A 19,191-nucleotide genomic window follows, 5' to 3' on the forward strand; every position below is an offset into this window, starting at 1 on the left:
ATGATGTGCGAGACGTTACCCGGCTTTGCAGCAAGAGCAAGCAAGGCAGACAGTCGCGCTGCGCATGGCCTCAAGCTGTTTTGGGAATACTCGCAGTGACGGGTAGACAGACCTAGGCGCTGGCCCCCACGCCCTCCGACACCGGCCGGAAATTCGCAAAGTCCCAGTTGCGTCCCGGCGCCGCATCCAGCAGCGCCCTGGTGTAGGCCTCCTGCGGATGCGTCAGCACTTCGGCCGCCCGGCCCTGCTCGACGACGCGGCCGTGCTGCATCACCACGACCTCGTCGCAGATTTGCGCGGCGACGCGTAGGTCGTGGGTGATGAACAGAATGGCGATGCCGAGCCGCTTCTGGATCTCGTCGAGCAGTTCCAGCACCTGCGCCTGCACCGAGACGTCGAGCGCAGAGACCGCTTCGTCCGCGACCAGCACGTCCGGATCGAGCGCGAGCGCGCGCGCGATGGCGATGCGCTGGCGCTGGCCGCCGGAAAACTGGTGCGGATAACGCGACACCGCGTCGGCCGGCAGGCCGACCAGCTCGAGCAGCTCGCGGGCACGCTTCATCGCGCTCGCATGCGGGACGCCGTAATTGATCGGGCCTTCCGCGATGCTCTCGCCGACGGTGATGCGCGGGTTCAGCGAACGGTAGGGATCCTGGAACACGATCTGGATCTTCTGCCGGTGCGGTTGCAGCAGGCGGCGCGAGATGTCGGAGATCTCGCGGCCGGCGAGGCGGACGCCGCCGGAGGTCGGATCGATCAGGCGCACGATGCAGCGCGCCACCGTCGACTTGCCCGAGCCGCTCTCGCCGACGATGCCGAGCGTGCGTCCCTTGCGCAGCGTCAGCGTCACCTTGTCGGCGGCGACGACCTCGCGTCCCTTGCCGAAGAACGCGCGCTCCTTGTAGACCTTGCTGAGGTCGTTGGCCTCGAGCACGACGGGCTCGTGGCTCTCCTCGCGCGGCGGCCGCGGCACTAGGCTCGGCACGGAGGCGAGCAGGTTGCGGGTGTACTCCATCGTGGGATTGCGCAGCACGGTCTCGAGCGGGCCGGTCTCCACAAGTCTGCCCTGCCGCATCACCGCGACGCGGTCGGCGATCTCGGCCACGACGCCCATGTCGTGGGTGATGAACAGCACGGCGGTGCCGTGATCGCGCTGGAGCTCGCGGATCAGCGACAGGATCTGCTTCTGCGTGGTGACGTCGAGCGCGGTGGTCGGCTCGTCCGCGATCAGCAGCTTCGGCTCCAGCACCAGCGCCATCGCGATCATGATGCGCTGGCGCTGGCCGCCGGACAGGCGATGCGGGTAGGAGGCGAAGATGCGCTCGACCTGGGGCAGGTGAACCTGCTCCATCATGTCGAGGATGCGCTTCCTGCGGGCCTTGCTGTCGAGATCGGTGTGGGCGCGCAGGACTTCGTCGATCTGGCGGCCGACCGGCACCACCGGATTGAGCGCGGTCATCGGCTCCTGGAAGATCATCGCCATCCTGGTCGCGCGCAGCTGGCGCAGGCGGCGATCGGTCGCGGTGAGAATCTCCTCGCCGACGAGCTTGACGCTGCCGCCTGATGGCACCAGCGTGCCCTTTGGCAGCAGGCCCATCGTGGTGAGCGAGGTCACCGACTTGCCGGAGCCGCTTTCGCCGACGAGGCACAGCGTCTCGCCCTCGCGCACCTGGATCGAGATGCCGTCGATGATCTTCGCTCCGTTCGGCTTCTTGCCGACGGAGACGACGAGATTGTTGATGTCGAGAACGATGTCTTTGGTCATCACGTGATCGCTCATCACTTGCCCTCGCGCTGCTTCATGCGGGGATCGAGGGCGTCGCGGGCGGCGTCGCCGATCAGGTTGATGCTGAGGATGGCGATCGAGAGCAGCAGGCCCGGCCAGAAGATCAGCGTCGGCTTGAGCTGGAAGTACTGGCGGCCCTCGGCCATGATGTTGCCCCAGGTCGGCGTCTCCGGCGAGATGCCGGCGCCGAGGAAGGAGAGGATGGCCTCGGTGAGGATCGCGGACGCGCAGACATAGGTGCCCTGGACGATCAGCGGCGCGATCGTGTTCGGCATCAGATGCCGCCACATGATCTTCGGCAGCGACGATCCGACCGAGATAGCGGCTTCCACATAGGGTTCCTCGCGCGCGGACAGCACGACCGAGCGCACCAGCCGCGCAACGCGCGGGATTTCAGGAATGGTGATCGCGACCATGACGGTCCAGATGCTGGCGCCGGACAGCGACACCACGGCGATCGCGAGCAGAATGCTCGGCATCGCCATCAGGCCGTCCATGACGCGCATCAGCACGGAATCGACCAGCTTGAAGAAGCCGGAGACGAGGCCGATGGCGAGGCCGATGGCGATCGACAGGATCGCCGAGCCGATGCCGATCAGCAGCGAGATGCGCCCGCCATAGATGACGCGCGACAACAGGTCACGGCCATAGGCGTCGGTGCCGAGCAGGAATTGTGCCGAGGCCGGCTTCAGCCGCTGCGATGGCGCGAGCTGGATCGGATCATGCGGCGCGATCAGCGGCGCCAGGATCGAGACCGCCACGATCAGCGCCAGCAGGATGGTGGCGACCGCGATGATCGGCGTCGAGGTGAGGAATCCGAGCTTCGGCCGCAGCGGCGAGGTGATCGGAATGGAGGACTGGGGAAGGCTGTCGACGGTCATTGTTGTTCGTGTCCTTGCCTCAGTACCGGATTCGCGGATCGAGCAGCGTGTAGGCGACGTCGATCAGGAGATTGACGACGACGTAGATCAGCGAGGTCAGCAGGATCATCGCCTGGATCACCGGATAGTCGCGCGCCAGCACCGCGTCCACGGTGAGGCGGCCGATGCCGGGGATGTTGAACACGCTCTCGGTGACGACCACGCCGGAGATCAGCAGCGCAAAGCCGGTGCCGATCACGGTGATCACGGGCACGGCGGCGTTGCGCAGCGCGTGCCGCATCATCACCGCGACCTCGTTGATGCCCTTGGCGCGCGCGGTCCGCACGTAGTCTTCGCCGAGCACGTCGAGCATCGCCGCGCGGGTCATGCGCGCGATCAGCGCGATGTAGATGAAGGAGAGCGCGCAGGTCGGCAGGATGATGCGCTCGAAGAAGGGGCCGAAGCCGGCCGAGATGCTCTTGAAGCCCTGCACCGGCACCCAGCGCAGGTCGATGGCGAAGACCTGGATCAGGACGTAGCCGACCACGAACACCGGCACCGAGAAGCCGAGCACGGAGAGTCCCATCACGAATCGGTCGATCCAGGTGCCGTGCTTCCAGGCCGCGATGACGCCGAGCGGCACGGCGACGATGACGGCGAGGATGATGGTCGACAGCGCGATCGAGATCGACGGCTCGACGCGCTGGCCGATCATTTTCATGACCGGGAGATTGGAGATCAGCGAGGTCCCGAGGTCGCCGTGCAGCAGCTTGTTCACCCAGGTGATGAACTGCACGATCAACGGCTCGTTGAGGCCGAGCGAGGTGCGGATGCGCTCCAGACGCTCCGGCGTCGCGTTGTCGCCGGCGAGGATCGCGGCGGGATCGCCAGGTGTCAGCCGCAGCAGCAGGAACACGAACAGCGCGACGACGCCCATCACGGGCACCGCGGCCAGAACGCGGCGAATGAGATAACCTAGCATGCACCTATCTCCGGCTGCGGAATTGAGGGGGCCGAGAGGCGCCCGTGGATTCGGTCGTGTCTATCATGCGCGCCTGTCACTCGGGCTGGAAGAGACGGCCGGAGAGCCGTTCTCTCGGGGCAAATTGTGTGCCAAGGGCAGGGCGGTCGCAAGGGCCGCCCCGCAGTGATTTGCGACCACTCAGGATGCACGACGAAGCTCTTGCTCAACCGCAAGTGAGGGGGCCGATGGCGGTGCGTTGAGCCCGCGCCAGCCGTCGATGGTTCCCGCAATCATCTGCGCGGTTGCGGCCGACAGGGTCCAGCCGAGATGGCCGTGGCCGGTGTTGAAGAACACGCCCGGCATCCGGCCCGCACGCACCACCGGCATCATGTTCGGCATCATCGGTCGCAAGCCAGCCCAGGGCACGACGCGCGAGGTCTCCACATCAGGGAAATTGCTGCGCACCCAGTCGATCAGCGGCTGCACGCGATCGGCGCGGATGTCGCGGTTGAAGTCGTTGAACTCGGCGGTGCCGGCGACACGAAAGCGATCGGCGCCGAGCCGGCTGGTGACGATCTTGGCGGCTTCGTCGAGCAGGCTGACGGTCGGCGTCGCGTCGCGGCTTTCGGCGGAGTCGAGCTGCACCGTGATCGAATAGCCCTTCACCGGATAGACGTTGACGCGCTCGTCGAGCATCGCCGCAAAGTGACGGCTGGCAACACCGGCACAGACCACGACGCCGTCCCCCTTCAGCATGCCGCGCGCAGAAGCGGCAGCGTCGCTTGCCGAGAGATCGGCCCAACCGATGACAAAGCCGCCGCCGGCTTGCGCGATGGAATCGATGTTGGCTTCGTGGATGAAGGTCGCGCCGCGACGCTTGCAGGCCTCCGCAAGGCCGCGCGTGAATTTGTGGATATCGCCGGTCGCGTCCGACGGCGTGTAGAAACCGCCGTAATACTCCTTGCGCAAGGTCGGCTCGATCGTGCGAATTTCTTCCGTTGTCACAGGGCGGCGATCGAGGCCGCCCTCCTGCAGCAGCGCGTTGACTTGCAGGCCGGATTCAAAGCCCTTCTTGTCGTGATAAATGTGGAGGATGCCGCGGCGCTCGAGATCGAAGTCGATGCCTTCGCGCGTCGCGATCTCGAACAGGTGCTTGCGGGCTTCGATGGCGAGCCGCGTGGTCAGAATCGTGTTCGCACGGTAGTTGCCGATTGCGGCGACGAACTCGCTCATCCACGAATATTTGTGCCAGTTCGGCCGCGGGTTCATCAGCAGCGGCGCATCGCGCCGGAACATCCAGCGCAGGCCCTTGAGGATCGTCGCGGTGCTGTTCCACACTTCGGCATTGCTGGCAGAGAGCTGTCCGCCGTTCGCGAACGAGGTCTCCATCGCGGCATAACGGTGCTTGTCTAGCACCGTCACCTCAAAGCCGCGTTCGAGCAGGGCATAGGCGGTCGTTACGCCGGTGATGCCGGCGCCGATGATGGCGATATGAGTCATGATGAGTTAGGGGCTCCCGTGAGTTAGAGATGGCTGACCGCCGGCCCGAAAGCCGTTGGCGGCGCCCCATCTGTCACGGTTACCTGAGAGCTTGATCCGATGCGGACCTCGGAAGGTCGACCTCGGACTATCCCCTTCGGTGGACGTCACGATAGTCAAATCGTGCCGCCTCTCTCCAGATCGTCCTGACGATACAGTCCTTTTGCCTGAGAGTTTCCGGGGCGGTTGCTCCGTCGGCGCCGCAACGAAAGCTGATGCCTTCGTTGCGATCTCTCCCGCATCGTCGCGTGGACCATCGAGCAGTACGATGCGCCTCATTTTTAGACAAGGCTAAATTTCATCCGCGACTGCAAACGCATTGTGCAGTGCGAGGTTGATGGATCGAGTCATTCCGGGGGCGCGCGGCGCAACCCGGAATCCCGAGATGGACCATCCCGGCATGACCGAATTGCTACTCAAGTGTCGCCAGCAGTCCCGCCATCAGGCGACCGCGCTCGACCAGGCTGTCGACCTCGATGAATTCCTCGAGCGTGTGGCCATTGCCGCCGCGCACGCCGAGGCCGTCGAGCGTCGGGATGCCCATCGCGCCGGTGAAGTTGCCGTCGGAGCCGCCGCCCGAGCTTGCATGCGGTAATTCCGCGCCGAGAGATTTGGCGATGCCGCGTGCCTTTTCATACAGCGCCATGGTGCCGGCATCCGGCTCCCACACCGGCCGCGTCACGCCGCGCGTCACCTTGAAGATGACGTCGTTGGTGGTGCCCGAGAGTGCCAGCATGCGTTCGACGCCGCGGTCGAGATCGGCCTGGCGCTTGGCCATCGAGAGCGCTTCGCCGGTCGCGGTCGTCGCGACGCAGTTGACCCACTGGCCGCCATGCACGACACCGACCGAGAAGGTGCAATCCTCCGTCGTCATCGCGTCGATCGCGAGAATTTGCCGCGCCATTTCGCGGATTGCCGAGCGTCCCGCCGACAACGTCGCGCCGGCGTGACTCGGTCGTCCCGTCGCTTCAAGATTGAAGCGCGCGATGGCGTAACGTCCGGTGGTGACGCCGTTGTCGGCGCGGCCGGGCTCGGGCACCAGCACATATTTGTTGCGGGCAGCTTCCCCTTCGATGATGTCGCGTGTCGAGGGCGTGCCGACTTCCTCGTCGGGCGTGAACAGGATGGTGATCGGCAGCGGCGTGGTGAAGGAGGCGCGCGCAAGCTGCCGGATCGCTTCCAGCGAGAGATAATTGCCGCCCTTCATGTCGTAGATGCCGGGGCCGTAGCATTTGTTGCCCTCGCGGCGCCATTTCAGCTTCTCGATGGTGCCGGTCGGGTGGACGGTATCCATGTGCCCGGCGATCAGGATGCCCGGTTCGCCCTGCTTGGGATGCGGGAAACGCGCGCGGATGACGCCGCCAAAGCCCTGACGGCCGGCGATGCGTTCGATCGTCGCACCCATGATGGCCATATCGCGCGCCGCAATATCGAGCATGCGGTTGACGGCACCGGCGTCCCAGGTCGGGCTTTCGCATTCCACCCAGGTGCGCAAGCCCTCGAGCATCGCCTCGGAATCGAAGGGAAGATTGGCTGGATTCATCTCAATGTCTCTCGAGCTTGGAAGGTGGAACGCGCATTGCATTGGCGCGGGACGGGACAAGCGGAGAATGTTGTAGAGCCAAACCGATCTTTGTGGAGCCCGTGGATGCGATGCCATGGGCTGCACCGAAACCGGATTGACGCGCTCAAGACTGTCTGCAAGTCTCGAAAGATAAAGGCATTGCATGAGGTTAGTTCGCCCAAGAAACGAACCTGATGCTCAACCAAGAACCTGCCTTTGAACAGTTTCACGTCAGGAGAAACTTATATGTCCAAGATTTCGCGCCGCAAGCTTCTCAAGATTGCGGGTGTCGCGCCGACGGCGCTTGCGTTTGCGTCCGTGTTGCCGCCGAACGCGTCGGCCGCCAGCGGCAAGACCATCACGGCTGTGATGCATTCGGACCTGCGCATCATCGATCCGGGCTTCACCACCGCCTACATCACGCGCGACCACGGCTACATGGTCTACGACACCCTGCTTTCGACCGATTCGACGTTCAAGGTTCAGCCGCAGATGGCGGACTGGAAGGTCTCCGACGACAAGCTGACCTACACCTTCACGCTGCGCGACGGACTGAAGTGGCATGACGGCGCGCCGGTGACCGGCGAGGATTGCGTCGCATCGCTGAAGCGCTGGGGCAAGAACGACGGCATGGGCCAGAAGCTCATGGACTTCACCGCCAGCATCGAGGCGCCAGACGCCAAGACGATCGTGCTGAAGCTGAAGGAGCCCTATGGGCTGGTGCTTGAATCGATCGGCAAACCGTCCTCACTGGTACCGTTCATGATGCCGAAGCGGCTCGCCGAAACGCCGGCGGGCAAGCAGATGGCCGAGCAGATCGGCTCCGGTCCCTTCAAGTTCGTGCAGAGTGAATTCCAGCCAGGCGTGAAGTCGGTCTATGCCAAGAACACCGATTACGTGCCGCGCAAGGAACCGGCGAGCTGGACCGCCGGCGGCAAGGTCGTCAAGGTTGACCGTGTCGAATGGATCACCATGCCGGACGCGCAGACGGCGGTCAACGCGCTGCAGTCGGGTGACATCGACTTCATGGAAAACCCGCCGTGGGATCTGCTTCCGGTGCTGGAAGGGAACAGCGACCTCAAGGTCGAGGTCCTGAACAAGTTCGGCTTCCAGACGCTCGGCCGCATGAACTTCCTGCTGCCGCCGTTCGACAATCCGAAGATTCGCCGCGCTGCGCTCCTGGCGATGAACCAGAAGGACGTGCTCGACGCGCTCGTCGGCAATCCCAAGTACTACAAGCTCTGCGGCGCCTATTTCGTTTGCGATACGCCCTTTGCGAGCGATGCAGGTGGCGAGACTCTGGTGAAGGGCGGCGGCATGGCAGAGGCCAAGAAGCTGCTCGCCGAGTCCGGCTACGACGGAACGCCGATCGCGATCATGGCGCCCGGCGATGTCACCACCTTGAAGGCCCAGCCGGTCGTCGCGGCGCAATTGCTCCGTGAGGCTGGCTTCAAGGTCGACCTACAGGCGACCGACTGGCAGACCGTCGTGAGCCGGCGTGCCGGCCAGAAGCCGGTGAAGGAGGGCGGTTGGAACATGTTCTTCACCAACTGGGTTGCCGCCGACGTGATGAACCCGGTCGCCAACGTATCGATCGGCGGACGGGGCAAGAACGGCGGCTGGTTCGGCTGGGCGGAAGACGCCAAGATCGAGAAGCTCAAGGACGAGTTCGTCCGCGCAGCCTCGCTCGACGATCAGAAGAAGATCGCGTCCGAGATCCAGAAGGAAGCCTATGACCAGGTGATTTACATCCCGCTCGGCCAGTATCTGGCGCCGAGCGCCTGGCGGAAGTCGCTCACCGGCGTGCTCGACGGTCCGGCGACTCCGATCTTCTGGAACGTCGACAAGTCAGAGTAAAACGGAACAAGGAAAGGGTGCTTCCGGCACCCTTCGCCCTGACATCACGCGGCGCCGCTGTAATCAGCGGCGCCGTTGTCGTTTGGCGTTCCTGTTTCGGTGAAGGCGGGAGCGGCGCCTCAGCAGTGGCTGTCGCGAACCTGCTCGAGCCCTTCGCTTGCAAAAGCCGGATTGACGGCGGCGTGCTCGGCTGAAGACGCCGATCGCTCAGCCTGCTGACGGTCCGGCTTGCGCGCTTCGTTGCGGTGCTGTGGTTCCATTGAGTCCATCTCTCGAATTGCTGCAAGACAACATGAAGACGGCTTTGAAGTTCCTCACACGATCGGGCGATGATGCGGCTTGAACAGCCGCCCCTTCTCCACGACCAGCACTATCGCGAGCGCCGCAAGCGTCGACAGGAAGAAGCCGACCGAGAACGGCAGCAGCGTGCCGTCGAAGCTCTGGCCGATCGCCGTGCCGACGACGATGCCGATCAGAGTCGTGATCGAGCCGTAGAGCGAGGAGGCGGTGCCGGCGATGTGGCCCTGCTGCTCCATCGCGAGCGCGGTGAAATTGGCGACCATCATGCCGAACGAGAACATCATCAGCGCCGACAGCACCATGAACAGGGGCAGCGGCAGCACGCCGAGGATCTCGGTCAGCAGCATCACGCCGGCCACCGCGGCATAGAGCGTCAGCGCGCCGTGCGAGATCACGCGCATGCCGAGCCGCCCCACCAGTTTCGCGTTGAGGAAGCCGGCGACGGCGGTGCCGGCCGCGATCGCGGCGAAGGCGAGGGGGAAATAATGGCCGAGATGATAGATGCCGGTGAACACCTGCTGCGCGGAGAACACGTAGGAAAATAGCGCGCCCATCACGCTGCCCGCGGCGGTCGCATAGCCGATGGTCTGGCGGTTGGTGACGGTCTGGCGGAAGGCCGAGAGCACGTCGGCAGGCGCGAGCGACCTGCGCTCCGTCTCGGGCAGCGTCTCCGGAAGCCGCCACACGCTCCAGGCCAGCGCGATGATGCCGTAGAACATCAGCACGACGAAGATGCCGCGCCAATGCGTGACCAGCAGCACCGCCTGCCCGAACGAGGGCGCAATCACGGGCACCGCGATGAAAATCATCATGGCAAGCGACATCACGCTCGCCATGCGGCGGCCGGCATAGCAGTCGCGCACGATCGAGGTTGCGATCACGCGCGTCGCCGAGGTACCGAGGCCTTGCAGCGCGCGGGCAAGCAGCAGCGTTTCGAACGAGGGCGCGGCGACCGCGAGCACGCTCGCCACGGCATAGACCGCCATGCCGCCGAGCAGCACCGGCCGGCGTCCGAACCGGTCGGACAACGGGCCCATGATGAACTGCCCTGCGCCGAAGCCGATCAGGAAGGTCGACAGCACGAGTTGGAGATGGTTGGCGTTGGGAATGCCGAAGGCCGCCCCGATGTTGGGCAGTGCCGGCAGCATCATGTCCATCGCGAGCGGATTCAGCGCCATGATGGACGCGATCACGACAACGAATTCGGGAAAACCCATGGGGCGGTGTCCGGAAGACACCCAGTCGTCGGCATTGACGTCGGACAAGCAGCTCACCTCTGATTTCAGAGGCTAAATCTAAGGCCCATGCTGCATTGCACAACCCATGTTTCGGGATGGCTGTCCGGCGGGGCCGGGGACGGACAACAAATGGTGAAGAGGCCTCGAGCCGAAAAGCCTGAGATCAGCTCGCACGACCGGCCTGCTCGACCGGGTCGAGCGCCGATGATCATGTGTTTTGCATTGTCCGCTATCGGCAATCGCCATAAGTGCGCGGCTGGCCGCTGCTTCCGCCGGTAACGGTCCGCAATTTTCCAGCGCCACATTGGACACGCATCCTTTTCGCGCTGGTGGTCTTCGCGGCATTGATTGCGCTCGGAGCGGCTGCCGTCGTCAAGGACCCTGCGTCCTTCGCGCTTGTCGCAATCGCTTGGAATGAAATCAAAGCGGTCCTCGTCTTACTGCTTCGGTTCTTTGAAGCAGTGCGCTCATAACTCGGCTCGCACTGCCGTAAGGCAGAAGCGCAGCTTCTCCGTTGTCACGACGACAAGGCCTTCCCCTTCACGATGTCTCTGCTCCCAATCTCGAGCTCGCCTCGCGCCTCGCAGTGCACTCAATTCAGTCGGGGGCGGCCAACATCGTGCGGGCGTAGATAAATCGACAAGGCATGACCTCGACGGCGTGGTCCGGCATCTTGCTGCGCAGGCCCTCTCAGCTCCGGGGCGTCATGCGTTGGTGCGGGCAGCCGGGGTCGAACCGGCACAGCTCTTGCGAGCCGAGGGATTTTAAGTCCCTTGCGTCTACCAATTTCGCCATGCCCGCTTGATCCAACGAGATCAAACACTTAAGTCCCGTCCGGCCGTCTGGAATTGGCGCTTTCGCGCCGGACAGGGGGTTCTTCCTTAAGCGAGCCGGCGGCACAAGGCAAAGCCTCAATCCCGACATCTGGCCCTGCTTTAGGCATTCTCAATTCACGGGGACTATTTTTCCGCCCATGCCTGCTTCGCTCTCCTCTTCCGTCCGCGCCTGTTGTGCGGTTGCCGCGCTGGCTGCGGCCGGCTTCGCGCTGTCCGGCTGCGCCGGCGTGAGCGAGACGATCGCCCCGGCCTTCGCCGATCCCGCCAAATACGAATTGTACGACTGCAAGCAGCTCGAGGGCGAGCGCAAGGCGCTCGCGGCGCGCACCACGGAATTGCAGAAGCTGATGGACAAGGCGGAGACCGGGACCGGCGGTGCCGTCGTGTCCGAGCTTGCCTATCGCAACGACTACGTCGCGGTCCGAGGCTCGGCGCAGATGGCGGACGACGCGTGGCGCCGCAACAGGTGCCGGGAAACGCCGCCTGACGCGACGCCGGCGCCTTCGACGCCACAGCGGCCGGACATCAAGCCGGCTCCGAAGCGCTAAGCGCGCCAGCCGTAGATCCAGTCCTGTCGCGCCAGCATGCGCTCCGGCCCGAGCGTACGGATCGCAAGATCGCGCGCGATCGCGAACGGGCCGCCGAGATGATAGATGCGACCCTGCTGCCGCGCGGTCCGCTGTACCTTCCTGACACGAGCCTGTCGCATCAGGCCGTATTGCTTGAGCGCCGCTGCGACGCCGCTTGCGTCCTCGGCGGCCTCGAGGCTCAGATGCCGGGCCAGCACGGCGGCATCCTCGATCGCCATGCCGGCGCCTTGCGCGGCGAACGGCAGCATCGCGTGCACGGCATCGCCGAGCAGCGCGATCGGGCCCTTGCTCCACGGGCAGCCTTCGGGCACGCCGAACAGCGCCCATTTGCGCCAGCTGTCGACGGCGGCCAGCATCATCCGCGCCGTCGCCGGCCAGCCCGGCGCGGCGAAGGCCTCCATCACCTCGGAAGGATCGCCCGGCGTGCTCCAGCCCGGCCTGTTCCAGGTGCCCGGCAGCACCGCCACGACATTGAGTTGCCGGCCGCCTGCGATCGGATAGGCGACGAGATGGGCGTTCGGGCCCATCCAGAGCTGCACCCGCCGCGCGGTCAGATCTTTCGGCAGCTGCGCGGCATCGAGCGTGCCGCGCCAGGCGATCAGGCCGGAGAAGCGCGGCTGCACCTCGGGGAACAGATGCTGGCGGACCGTCGACCAGATGCCGTCGGCGCCGATCAGGGCGCTGGCGAGATCGCTGCGGCGGATCGTCCCGCTGCGATGGACCACGGTCAGTCCCTTGGCATGGGCGGCGACATCCTCGAAGGTCGCGCCCAGCTTCAGGTCGATATCGGGATGGTCGGCGACCGCGCCCGATAGCGCCGATTGCAGGTCGGCACGATGCACCACCCAATAGGGGGCGCCGGCGCGCGCGGACGCAGCTTCGCCGAGCGGCATCCGCAACAGCTCGCCGCCAGCGCGCGCGCTCATGATCGAGACTGCGTCCGGGACGACGGCGCGCAGCCTGAGCCGCTCGGTAAGGCCAAGCTCGACCAGCACGCGGCTGGCGTTGGGGGAAAGTTGCAGGCCGGCGCCGACTTCCTCGAGACGCTCGGCCTTCTCAAGCACGACGATGCGAAAACCGCGCCGCGCGAGCGCAAGCGCAGCCGTCAGTCCTCCGATTCCGGCACCGGCTATGACGATCGTTCGCGGGAGGGCCACCCCTGACCCAAGGAAGCGGTCAGGCCACCTTGTCCTTCAGCACGCATTCGGGGGGGCGGGCTTCGCCAGCTTTCAGGTCGGCGGCAAAGCGGTACAGCGTCGAGCAGTACGGGCAGATGATCTCGTTGTCGTTGCCGAGGTCCAGGAACACGTGCGGATGGTCGAACGGAGGATTGGCGCCCACGCACATGAACTCTTGCGAGCCGATCTCGATGACGGGGACACCGGCATCGTTATGGAAGTGCGGGACGACATGGTCGGACATCGTAGTTCATCCTGGAGTGGCAATGGCGGCAGACACAATCAGCAGTGACGCGGCATATTATCGACGCGGCGGACCATACTGATGGGTGCAGTTGATTGCTAGCCCGGTGGAACCGAAAGGATCGCAATTGCCCCATGCTCATTTGCTCATGCAAATTCGACACAATCTTGTCGCCTCAGAGAAGCCCTTCTTTCGTCGGGGACGTTGTGTCGCAATTTTGGCATACTATGTCTGCGGACACGCGGAATTGCGACGAAAGACCAACCATCGGGCGCGAACGGCCGACGCAAAAGATTTCGCGAATGTCCAGGCTTTCAGCATGAAGTGGCTGCGAATCAGCTCAGCTTTGGCAGGAATTGCTGCATGCAGCGTTGTGCTCGCGCAGGTAGTGCCGCATGCCCGGCAGGCTGGCGCTGTCCTCGCCGCGAAGGACGATCCGGCGGCGCTGTCCGAGCTCGAGCTCGACGCGGCCCTCGCGAACAACGACCGCCTGGTCCAGGACAATATCGAGGCCGCGCTTGGTGCCGGTGACGCCGATCTCGCCGACAGCTTCGTCACGCTCGCGCGTGATCGCAACATCGCGCTGCCCGACGACCTCCTCAGCCGGGTCGGCGATGCCGTCAAAGCGGAACGTTCCACCTCGCACTTCGCCAGGCGCTTTGCCACCGGTCTCGTCACCGGCAATGCCGACGATGTCGCGAGCCTGTCGGGCACGGTCGCCGGCGATCTCTTCGTGATCGGCGACGTCAGGGACGTCGTGCGCGAGGGCAAGCATCTCGCCATGGGCGAGGATACCGATCGCCTCGTGCTCGGTCTCGCCACCGCGGGCCTCGCGGTGACGGCGGTGACCTACGTGTCCGCCGGCGGTGCCGCGCCTGTACGCGCCGGGCTGACGCTGGTGAAGGATGCCCGCAAGGTCGGACGGCTCGGCGAAGGTCTCGCCGAATGGGCCGGCCGGTCCGCGCGCGAGGTGGTGGACACGCCGATGCTGCAGAACGCGGTCGCCTCGGGCTCGGTGCTGCGGCCGGGCGCGACCGTGAATGCGATCAAGGCCGCGTTCCGCGTCGAGAAAGCGGGCGCGCTGGTGCGGCTCGGCAAGGACGTCACGCGCGTGGCCGAGAAATCAGGCACGCGCGGCGCCATGGACACGCTGCGCATCGCCGAAGGGCCCAAGGACGTCGCGCGCGCGGCGCGGCTCGCGGAAGCGCAAGGGAGCAAGACGCGCGCGATCCTGAAGCTGTTCGGCCGTGGCGCGCTGCTGCTGGTCGGCGGCGCGTTCGACCTTGCGCTGTGGCTGCTCGGTGCGGCGTTAACGCTGTTCGGCCTGCTGGCCTCGATCAAGGCGACCACCGAGCGCCTGACGCAAGGCTGGTGCGATCGCAGGCGGGCCCGGCGGCTCCGCCGGGCGCAGCTCGCGGCCGAAGCCGCTCTGGCGAATTCGACCGCCACGGCCTAAGATCAATCGTCCCCACAACATTCCCGGAACTGCTGATGCCGAGCTTTCACAACGGCGCCGTTGAAATTGCCTATCTCGACGAAGGCGAGGGCGACCCGATCATCCTGGTGCACGGCTTCGCCTCGAGCAAGAACGTGAACTGGGTCTATCCGACCTGGGTCTCGGAGCTGCGCAAGAACGGCCGCCGCGTCATTGCGCTGGACAATCGCGGCCATGGCGACAGCGCAAAGCTCTACGAGGCCGCGCAGTACTCGATCCCCACCATGGCCGGCGACGTGCTCGCGCTGATGGACCATCTCGCCATCCCGCAGGCCGACATCATGGGCTATTCGATGGGCGGGCGGATGGCCGCGTGGCTCGGCCTGAACGAGCCGCAGCGCCTGCGCTCGGCGATCCTCGGCGGCATCGGCATCGGCGGCCTGATCGAGGGCACCGGGCCCGGCGAGAACGTCGCCGAGGCGCTGGAGGCGCCCTCGCTCGACGACGTCACCGATCCCGTCGGGCGCACCTTTCGCGCCTTCGCCGATCAGACCCGTTCCGACCGCCGAGCGCTCGCCGCCTGCCTGCGCGGCACGCGCGATCTCATGACCGAGCAGGAAGCCGCGCGCATCGACGTGCCGGTGCTGATCGCGGTCGGCTCGACCGACGACGTCGCGGGCTCCGCCAGTGCGCTCGGCGCGATCATTCCCGGATCGGAAGTGCTGGATATTCCAGGCCGCGATCACATGCGCGCGGTCGGCGACAAGGTCTACAAATCGGGCGTGCTCGACTTCCTCTCACGCCGCGGCTGAGGTTTCATCCGCGGGTTCTTCGTCTCCGACCGAGCGAAATAGCGCCATCAGCACCACGAAGGTCGCGACCCACACCATGCGCGCGCCGTAACGGTCGTGCGGCCCGGAGATCACGCCGCAGATGAAGGCGTTGCCGAGCAGGGCCAGCGTCACGGTCGCGGCCAGCAGCGTCAGATCGTCGAGCCGGCGATGGGCGAGGGCGTGTCCGAGCAGCACGAGCAGCCCCAGCATCGAGAGCAGCGCCACCGGCACGTGCAGCCAGTTGACGTAGTCGAAATTGAGTCCCCAATGCTGCTGGCGCGCCGCGCGCATCGGCGCAACCTGCGCCGGGATGTAGCGCTCGATGATGCCGTAGGTGTGCGGGATCCAGACGCTGGCGCCTTCGCCGGTCGCCACGTGCAGCAATTGCTGGCCCATTGCCCGCAGCGCCGCGCCGGCCTGCCAGGCCGGATAGTCGGCGAGCGACCGCTCGACGATGGTGCCCATCTCGTCGTTCAGTCCGTGGAAGCGGCCGAGCTCGTTGAACACGCTCTTGCCCCAGAGGAATTCGTCGGCGGTCGCGGGCAATTCGTTGCGATAGGGGCAGAGCTTGAAGTTTTCGTGCGGGCAATGATCGTTGAGAAAACGCGCGACGATGCCGTCCTGCATCATGCGGCCGAAGGCAACGCCGGTGCCGCCGGGTGTCCAGGCCCATTCGCCCGACAGCGCGTGGTTGGCCGACACCAGCATCAAGCTGCCGGCGACGATCGTCAGGCTCGCCCGGGTCAATCCGGCAATCGGCAGGCGAGGCCCAAGCAACGGCCGCATCATCCAGCCGGCGGCGCAGAGCCCGAACAGCACGCCGAGCGTGGCGCTGTGGGTCGCGGCGGCAAAGGCGGTGAAGACGAACAGCGCGCCCTTCTCGAGCCCGGAGAGGCGATCGCCACCGACGATCAGCAGGAACAGCGACAGCACCGACAGTCCGGCAAAGATGTCGGTCAGCAGCATGCTGGCGAGCCACGGCAACGCCGTCGACAGGATCAGCAGCAGGCTGATGGCGACGAAGCGGAATGTCTGCATCATCGAGAGCACGCGCAGCGTCAGCTGCAATAGCCACAGCGTCGCCAGCGACTGGACCGCGAGGTTGGTCCAGAAGCCGAAACCTTCGCCATAGTGCAGATAGAGGCCGAACACGGTGGAGCGGCTGGGGACGAGATAGCCTTCGTACCAGCGCGCCAGATAGCCGCCGGTATCCCATTGCAACAGCGGATAGCCGTTCCAGAACGCGGGCGCGATCATGAGGAGGGGCAGGGTCACCGCCGCCAGCCGCAGCCAAAAGGTACCCGCGGCGCGCGTGCGCAATTGATCGGTGGTGATGCTCAAAGCTGTTCCCGTCCTCTGCCGGACCATGCCCGCAATACTGGTCGGGGCGAAATTCACCAATAGTTTGACGGAGGCCGGCTTGAATTTGGCGGGACTCTGACCATTTCAAGCCGACCTTGCCGCCTGGGGACGCCGGAAGAACCCGTTGTGTTTCAACGCGTTGGCATGCTTTCGCGGAGCAAGGCGCTGTTCACTCTCAGGCAAGCCCGTCAGGACTTTGTCGTCTACACTGTGCTATAGAACCAACAAAACCAGCCCATTCGAAAGAGCAGATTCCATGGCAGTGCATCAGGTCAATCCGGGAGGAAAGCTCGCAACGCTCGATCCGATCTGGGACCGGATCCGCGGCGAAGCCGAGGACATCGTCCACCGCGAGCCCGAGCTTGCGACCTTCATCTATTCGACGGTGCTGCATCACAGCCGCCTCGAGGATTCGGTGATCCACCGCGTCGCCGACCGGCTCGATCATTCTGCGCTCTCGGGCGACCTGGTGCGCCAGACCTATGACGAAGCGCTGCGCGACGATCCTGATTTGGGCAATGCCTTCCGCGCCGATCTCGTCGCCGTCTACGACCGCGATCCCGCGACCTCGCGCTTCATCGATCCCTTGCTCTACTTCAAGGGCTTTCATGCGATCCAGACCCATCGCCTCGCGCACTGGCTCTATCTGAAGGGCCGCAAGGACTTTGCATATTACCTGCAGAGCCGCGCCTCAGCGGTATTCCAGACCGACATCAATCCCGCCGCGCGCATCGGCCGCGGCATCTTCCTCGACCATGCCACCGGCTTCGTCTGCGGCGAGACCGCCGTCATCGAGGACGACGTCTCGATCCTGCACGGCGTCACGCTCGGCGGCACCGGCAAGGAGAACGAAGATCGTCATCCCAAAATCCGCCACGGCGTGCTGATCGGTGCCGGTGCGAAGATCCTCGGCAACATCGAGATCGGCCATTGCGCGCGCATCGCGGCCGGCTCGGTCGTGGTCAAGCCCGTGCCGCACAACGTCACGGTCGCCGGCGTGCCGGCGAAGATCGTCGGCGAGGCCGGTTGCGCCGAGCCGTCGCGCACCATGGACCAGATGATAAACGCGATGGGTCTTTGAGCGTGTGAGTAAGGGCCGGATTCTCCGGCCCTTTTCGTCCCCAAATTCTTTGGCAATTCATGCTGGCGGTTCGCCGCATCTCGTCCTAAAACGCGGCCAGCCAATTTCGATCGGAGACTTGCCGTGGACGTCAAAGAAGTCAGAAAGCTAGATGCGTATCTGAAGCGCGTGTTCGGCAATCCCAAGATCCGCGTCGTGCCGCGGCCGAAGAAGGACGATTCCGCCGAGGTCTATATCGGCGAGGAATTCATCGGCGTGTTGTTCGTCGACGACGAGGACGATGATCGCTCGTTCCAGTTCCAGATGGCGATCCTCGAGGACGATCTGGTCGATCAGGAATAATTTTCGAACGCCATCGTCGCGAGCGGAGCGGAGTCTTCGCCGTGCGCGGCGTCCTCTCGAGTCCCGGACGCACTGCGTTGCGCTCGCAATGATAGCCAGCACGTCATCGCCGCGCCGTCATCGATGTCGCCAACGTTTGAAGCTCTCCTACGAAGGCGGCGATCGCCGGATTGCGCCTCTCGCCGGTGCGAAACGCGGCGAAGATCCGCCGTGTGATGATCGGCTTGATCTCCTTGAGGCGCAGGTTGCCGATATGATCGCGCCCGCGCAGCCCCGGATTGATCGAGACCGAGCAGCCGGCCTCGACCATGGCCCGGACCACCTCGAAACTGTGGCAGCGGGCATTGACGATGGGATCGAAGCCGGCATTGCGGCAGGCGCCGACGATCACGTCCGCGTAGGTGGCTGACGTCGTGTCGAGAACCCATCGCTCTGTCGCGAGCTCGGGCAGGGTGAGGTGAGGCCGCTCGGCCAGGGGATGGTCGTGCGGCAGCAGGACATGAAGGTGGTCGTCCAGAAGATGCAGCATCTCGACCTGCGTCTCCGACAGGCTCGCCGACGTGGTGAGGTCGTCGACGACAGCGACATCCGTCTGCCAGGCGCGCAGGGCAGCGAGGCTGTCGTCGGGCTCCAGCTCCTCGAAGATCGTCGCGAGATCGGGGAAGCGCGCCGACATCGCGCGGATCGTCGGCGGAATCAGAGATGCCGCGACCGAGGGAAATGCCGAGACGCGCAGCTCGCCGGCGATCGTCTTCTTCAGCTCCGCAAGGTCGGTCTTCGCTTCCGCCAGGACGCCGATGACGCGTCCGGCATGATCAGCCAGTCGCTGTCCAGCCGGCGTCAGCCGGACGCCGCGGCCCCTGCGTTCGACCAGTTCGACGCCGGTCTCGTCCTCGAGCTGCGCGATTTGCTGCGAAACGGCCGACGGAGAGATCAGCAAGGCCTCCGCCACCGCTGCCATTGTTTTTCGCAGCGAAAGCTCACGAAGCGTGCGGAGTCGGGCGAAATCCATTCGTCAGCTCCCATAAGTGCTCAGAACTCAATCATGCATTTCTTTTAATGTATATCGCAAAATTAATTAAGTAGACCAGAATTGTTTTGCGGCAGTAGCCTCACCCCAGAGCAGTTCGGGTCCTCACAAGAGGAGCAAATCCCAGGCCCGACTGAGATGCGTTGGACGAC

Annotated in this window: 17 protein-coding genes, 1 tRNA gene and 2 riboswitches; of the genes, 6 read left to right on the plus strand and 12 right to left on the minus strand. The window is 64.9% G+C overall.

Features of this window, described 5'->3' with window-relative positions; translation table 11 throughout:
• Nucleotides 1-112 precede the first annotated feature (112 nt).
• The 5 genes from XH90_RS14045 to XH90_RS14065 all read right to left on the minus strand — a co-directional run bounded on the left by XH90_RS14045 (nt 113) and on the right by XH90_RS14065 (nt 6,692).
• Complete coding sequence (locus tag XH90_RS14045; protein WP_371748348.1) at nt 113-1,780, minus strand: ABC transporter ATP-binding protein; 1,668 nt, start codon at nt 1,778-1,780, stop codon at nt 113-115.
• Entirely contained in the window at nt 1,780-2,667 is an 888-nt protein-coding gene (locus XH90_RS14050; protein ID WP_194482033.1) for an ABC transporter permease, read from the minus strand. The genes XH90_RS14045 and XH90_RS14050 overlap by 1 nt, the downstream gene beginning before the upstream one ends.
• 19 nt (nt 2,668-2,686) lie before the next feature.
• The gene (locus XH90_RS14055; protein WP_194482034.1) at nt 2,687-3,628 is read right to left on the minus strand and encodes an ABC transporter permease; all 942 of its coding nucleotides are present in this window, start codon (nt 3,626-3,628) and stop codon (nt 2,687-2,689) included.
• A gap of 180 nt (nt 3,629-3,808) precedes the next feature.
• Nucleotides 3,809-5,110, minus strand: a complete 1,302-nt coding sequence (locus XH90_RS14060) for a D-amino acid dehydrogenase (RefSeq protein ID WP_194482035.1) — start codon at nt 5,108-5,110, stop codon at nt 3,809-3,811.
• A gap of 68 nt (nt 5,111-5,178) precedes the next feature.
• A riboswitch (glycine riboswitch) is annotated at nt 5,179-5,291 on the minus strand.
• 3 nt (nt 5,292-5,294) lie between these two features.
• A riboswitch (glycine riboswitch) is annotated at nt 5,295-5,398 on the minus strand.
• A 163-nt stretch (nt 5,399-5,561) separates the two neighbouring features.
• Nucleotides 5,562-6,692: a M20/M25/M40 family metallo-hydrolase gene (locus XH90_RS14065; protein WP_194482036.1), complete on the minus strand. Its 1,131-nt coding sequence runs from the start codon at nt 6,690-6,692 to the stop codon at nt 5,562-5,564.
• 267 nt (nt 6,693-6,959) lie between these two features.
• Here XH90_RS14065 and XH90_RS14070 point away from each other — a divergent pair, with 267 nt between their 5' ends.
• Nucleotides 6,960-8,570: an ABC transporter substrate-binding protein gene (locus XH90_RS14070; RefSeq protein ID WP_194482037.1), complete on the plus strand. Its 1,611-nt coding sequence runs from the start codon at nt 6,960-6,962 to the stop codon at nt 8,568-8,570.
• Nucleotides 8,571-8,689: 119 nt separating this feature from the next.
• Here the strand turns inward: XH90_RS14070 and XH90_RS14075 are convergent, their stop codons facing one another.
• The 3 genes from XH90_RS14075 to XH90_RS14085 all read right to left on the minus strand — a co-directional run bounded on the left by XH90_RS14075 (nt 8,690) and on the right by XH90_RS14085 (nt 10,909).
• Nucleotides 8,690-8,830 (minus strand): hypothetical protein, encoded by a 141-nt coding sequence (locus tag XH90_RS14075; RefSeq protein WP_194482038.1) that lies wholly within the window; start codon nt 8,828-8,830, stop codon nt 8,690-8,692.
• A gap of 54 nt (nt 8,831-8,884) precedes the next feature.
• A complete protein-coding gene (locus XH90_RS14080; RefSeq protein WP_194482039.1) occupies nt 8,885-10,135 on the minus strand; it encodes a multidrug effflux MFS transporter in 1,251 nt (416 codons plus the stop codon).
• Between the two features lie 685 nt (nt 10,136-10,820).
• Nucleotides 10,821-10,909: transfer RNA gene (locus XH90_RS14085), tRNA-Leu, on the minus strand.
• Between the two features lie 172 nt (nt 10,910-11,081).
• Here XH90_RS14085 and XH90_RS14090 point away from each other — a divergent pair.
• Nucleotides 11,082-11,492 (plus strand): twin-arginine translocation pathway signal, encoded by a 411-nt coding sequence (locus XH90_RS14090; RefSeq protein ID WP_194482040.1) that lies wholly within the window; start codon nt 11,082-11,084, stop codon nt 11,490-11,492.
• On the opposite strand, the gene XH90_RS14095 is transcribed toward XH90_RS14090, so the two are convergent.
• On the minus strand, nt 11,489-12,691 hold the full coding sequence (locus tag XH90_RS14095) for an FAD-dependent monooxygenase (RefSeq protein WP_194482041.1): 1,203 nt from the start codon (nt 12,689-12,691) through the stop codon (nt 11,489-11,491). The two genes, XH90_RS14090 and XH90_RS14095, sit on opposite strands and share 4 nt — an antisense overlap.
• A 19-nt stretch (nt 12,692-12,710) precedes the next feature.
• Nucleotides 12,711-12,956, minus strand: a complete 246-nt coding sequence (locus XH90_RS14100) for a zinc-finger domain-containing protein (RefSeq protein ID WP_007602543.1) — start codon at nt 12,954-12,956, stop codon at nt 12,711-12,713.
• 319 nt (nt 12,957-13,275) lie between these two features.
• Between XH90_RS14100 and XH90_RS14105 the strand changes: the two genes are divergently transcribed.
• Nucleotides 13,276-14,412 carry a hypothetical protein gene (locus XH90_RS14105; RefSeq protein WP_194482042.1) on the plus strand — a complete coding sequence of 379 codons (1,137 nt, stop codon included), beginning with the start codon at nt 13,276-13,278 and terminating at the stop codon, nt 14,410-14,412.
• A gap of 35 nt (nt 14,413-14,447) precedes the next feature.
• Nucleotides 14,448-15,203 carry an alpha/beta fold hydrolase gene (locus XH90_RS14110; protein WP_194482043.1) on the plus strand — a complete coding sequence of 252 codons (756 nt, stop codon included), beginning with the start codon at nt 14,448-14,450 and terminating at the stop codon, nt 15,201-15,203.
• Here the strand turns inward: XH90_RS14110 and XH90_RS14115 are convergent.
• Nucleotides 15,189-16,565 carry a hypothetical protein gene (locus tag XH90_RS14115; protein WP_194482044.1) on the minus strand — a complete coding sequence of 459 codons (1,377 nt, stop codon included), beginning with the start codon at nt 16,563-16,565 and terminating at the stop codon, nt 15,189-15,191. The genes XH90_RS14110 and XH90_RS14115 overlap by 15 nt on opposite strands.
• Nucleotides 16,566-16,842: 277 nt before the next feature.
• On the opposite strand from XH90_RS14115, the gene cysE reads away from it, so the two are divergent.
• Both cysE and XH90_RS14125 read left to right on the plus strand, forming a co-directional pair.
• On the plus strand, nt 16,843-17,667 hold the full coding sequence (gene cysE, locus XH90_RS14120) for a serine O-acetyltransferase (protein WP_092293945.1): 825 nt from the start codon (nt 16,843-16,845) through the stop codon (nt 17,665-17,667).
• Between the two features lie 123 nt (nt 17,668-17,790).
• A complete protein-coding gene (locus XH90_RS14125; RefSeq protein ID WP_007602550.1) occupies nt 17,791-18,009 on the plus strand; it encodes a DUF3126 family protein in 219 nt (72 codons plus the stop codon).
• A 103-nt stretch (nt 18,010-18,112) separates the two neighbouring features.
• Here the strand turns inward: XH90_RS14125 and XH90_RS14130 are convergent, their stop codons facing one another.
• The gene (locus tag XH90_RS14130; RefSeq protein ID WP_194482045.1) at nt 18,113-19,021 is read right to left on the minus strand and encodes a LysR family transcriptional regulator; all 909 of its coding nucleotides are present in this window, start codon (nt 19,019-19,021) and stop codon (nt 18,113-18,115) included.
• Nucleotides 19,022-19,191 lie beyond the last annotated feature (170 nt).

Origin of the sequence: Bradyrhizobium sp. CCBAU 53338, assembly GCF_015291665.1 — a bacterium.
Classification (GTDB): domain Bacteria; phylum Pseudomonadota; class Alphaproteobacteria; order Rhizobiales; family Xanthobacteraceae; genus Bradyrhizobium.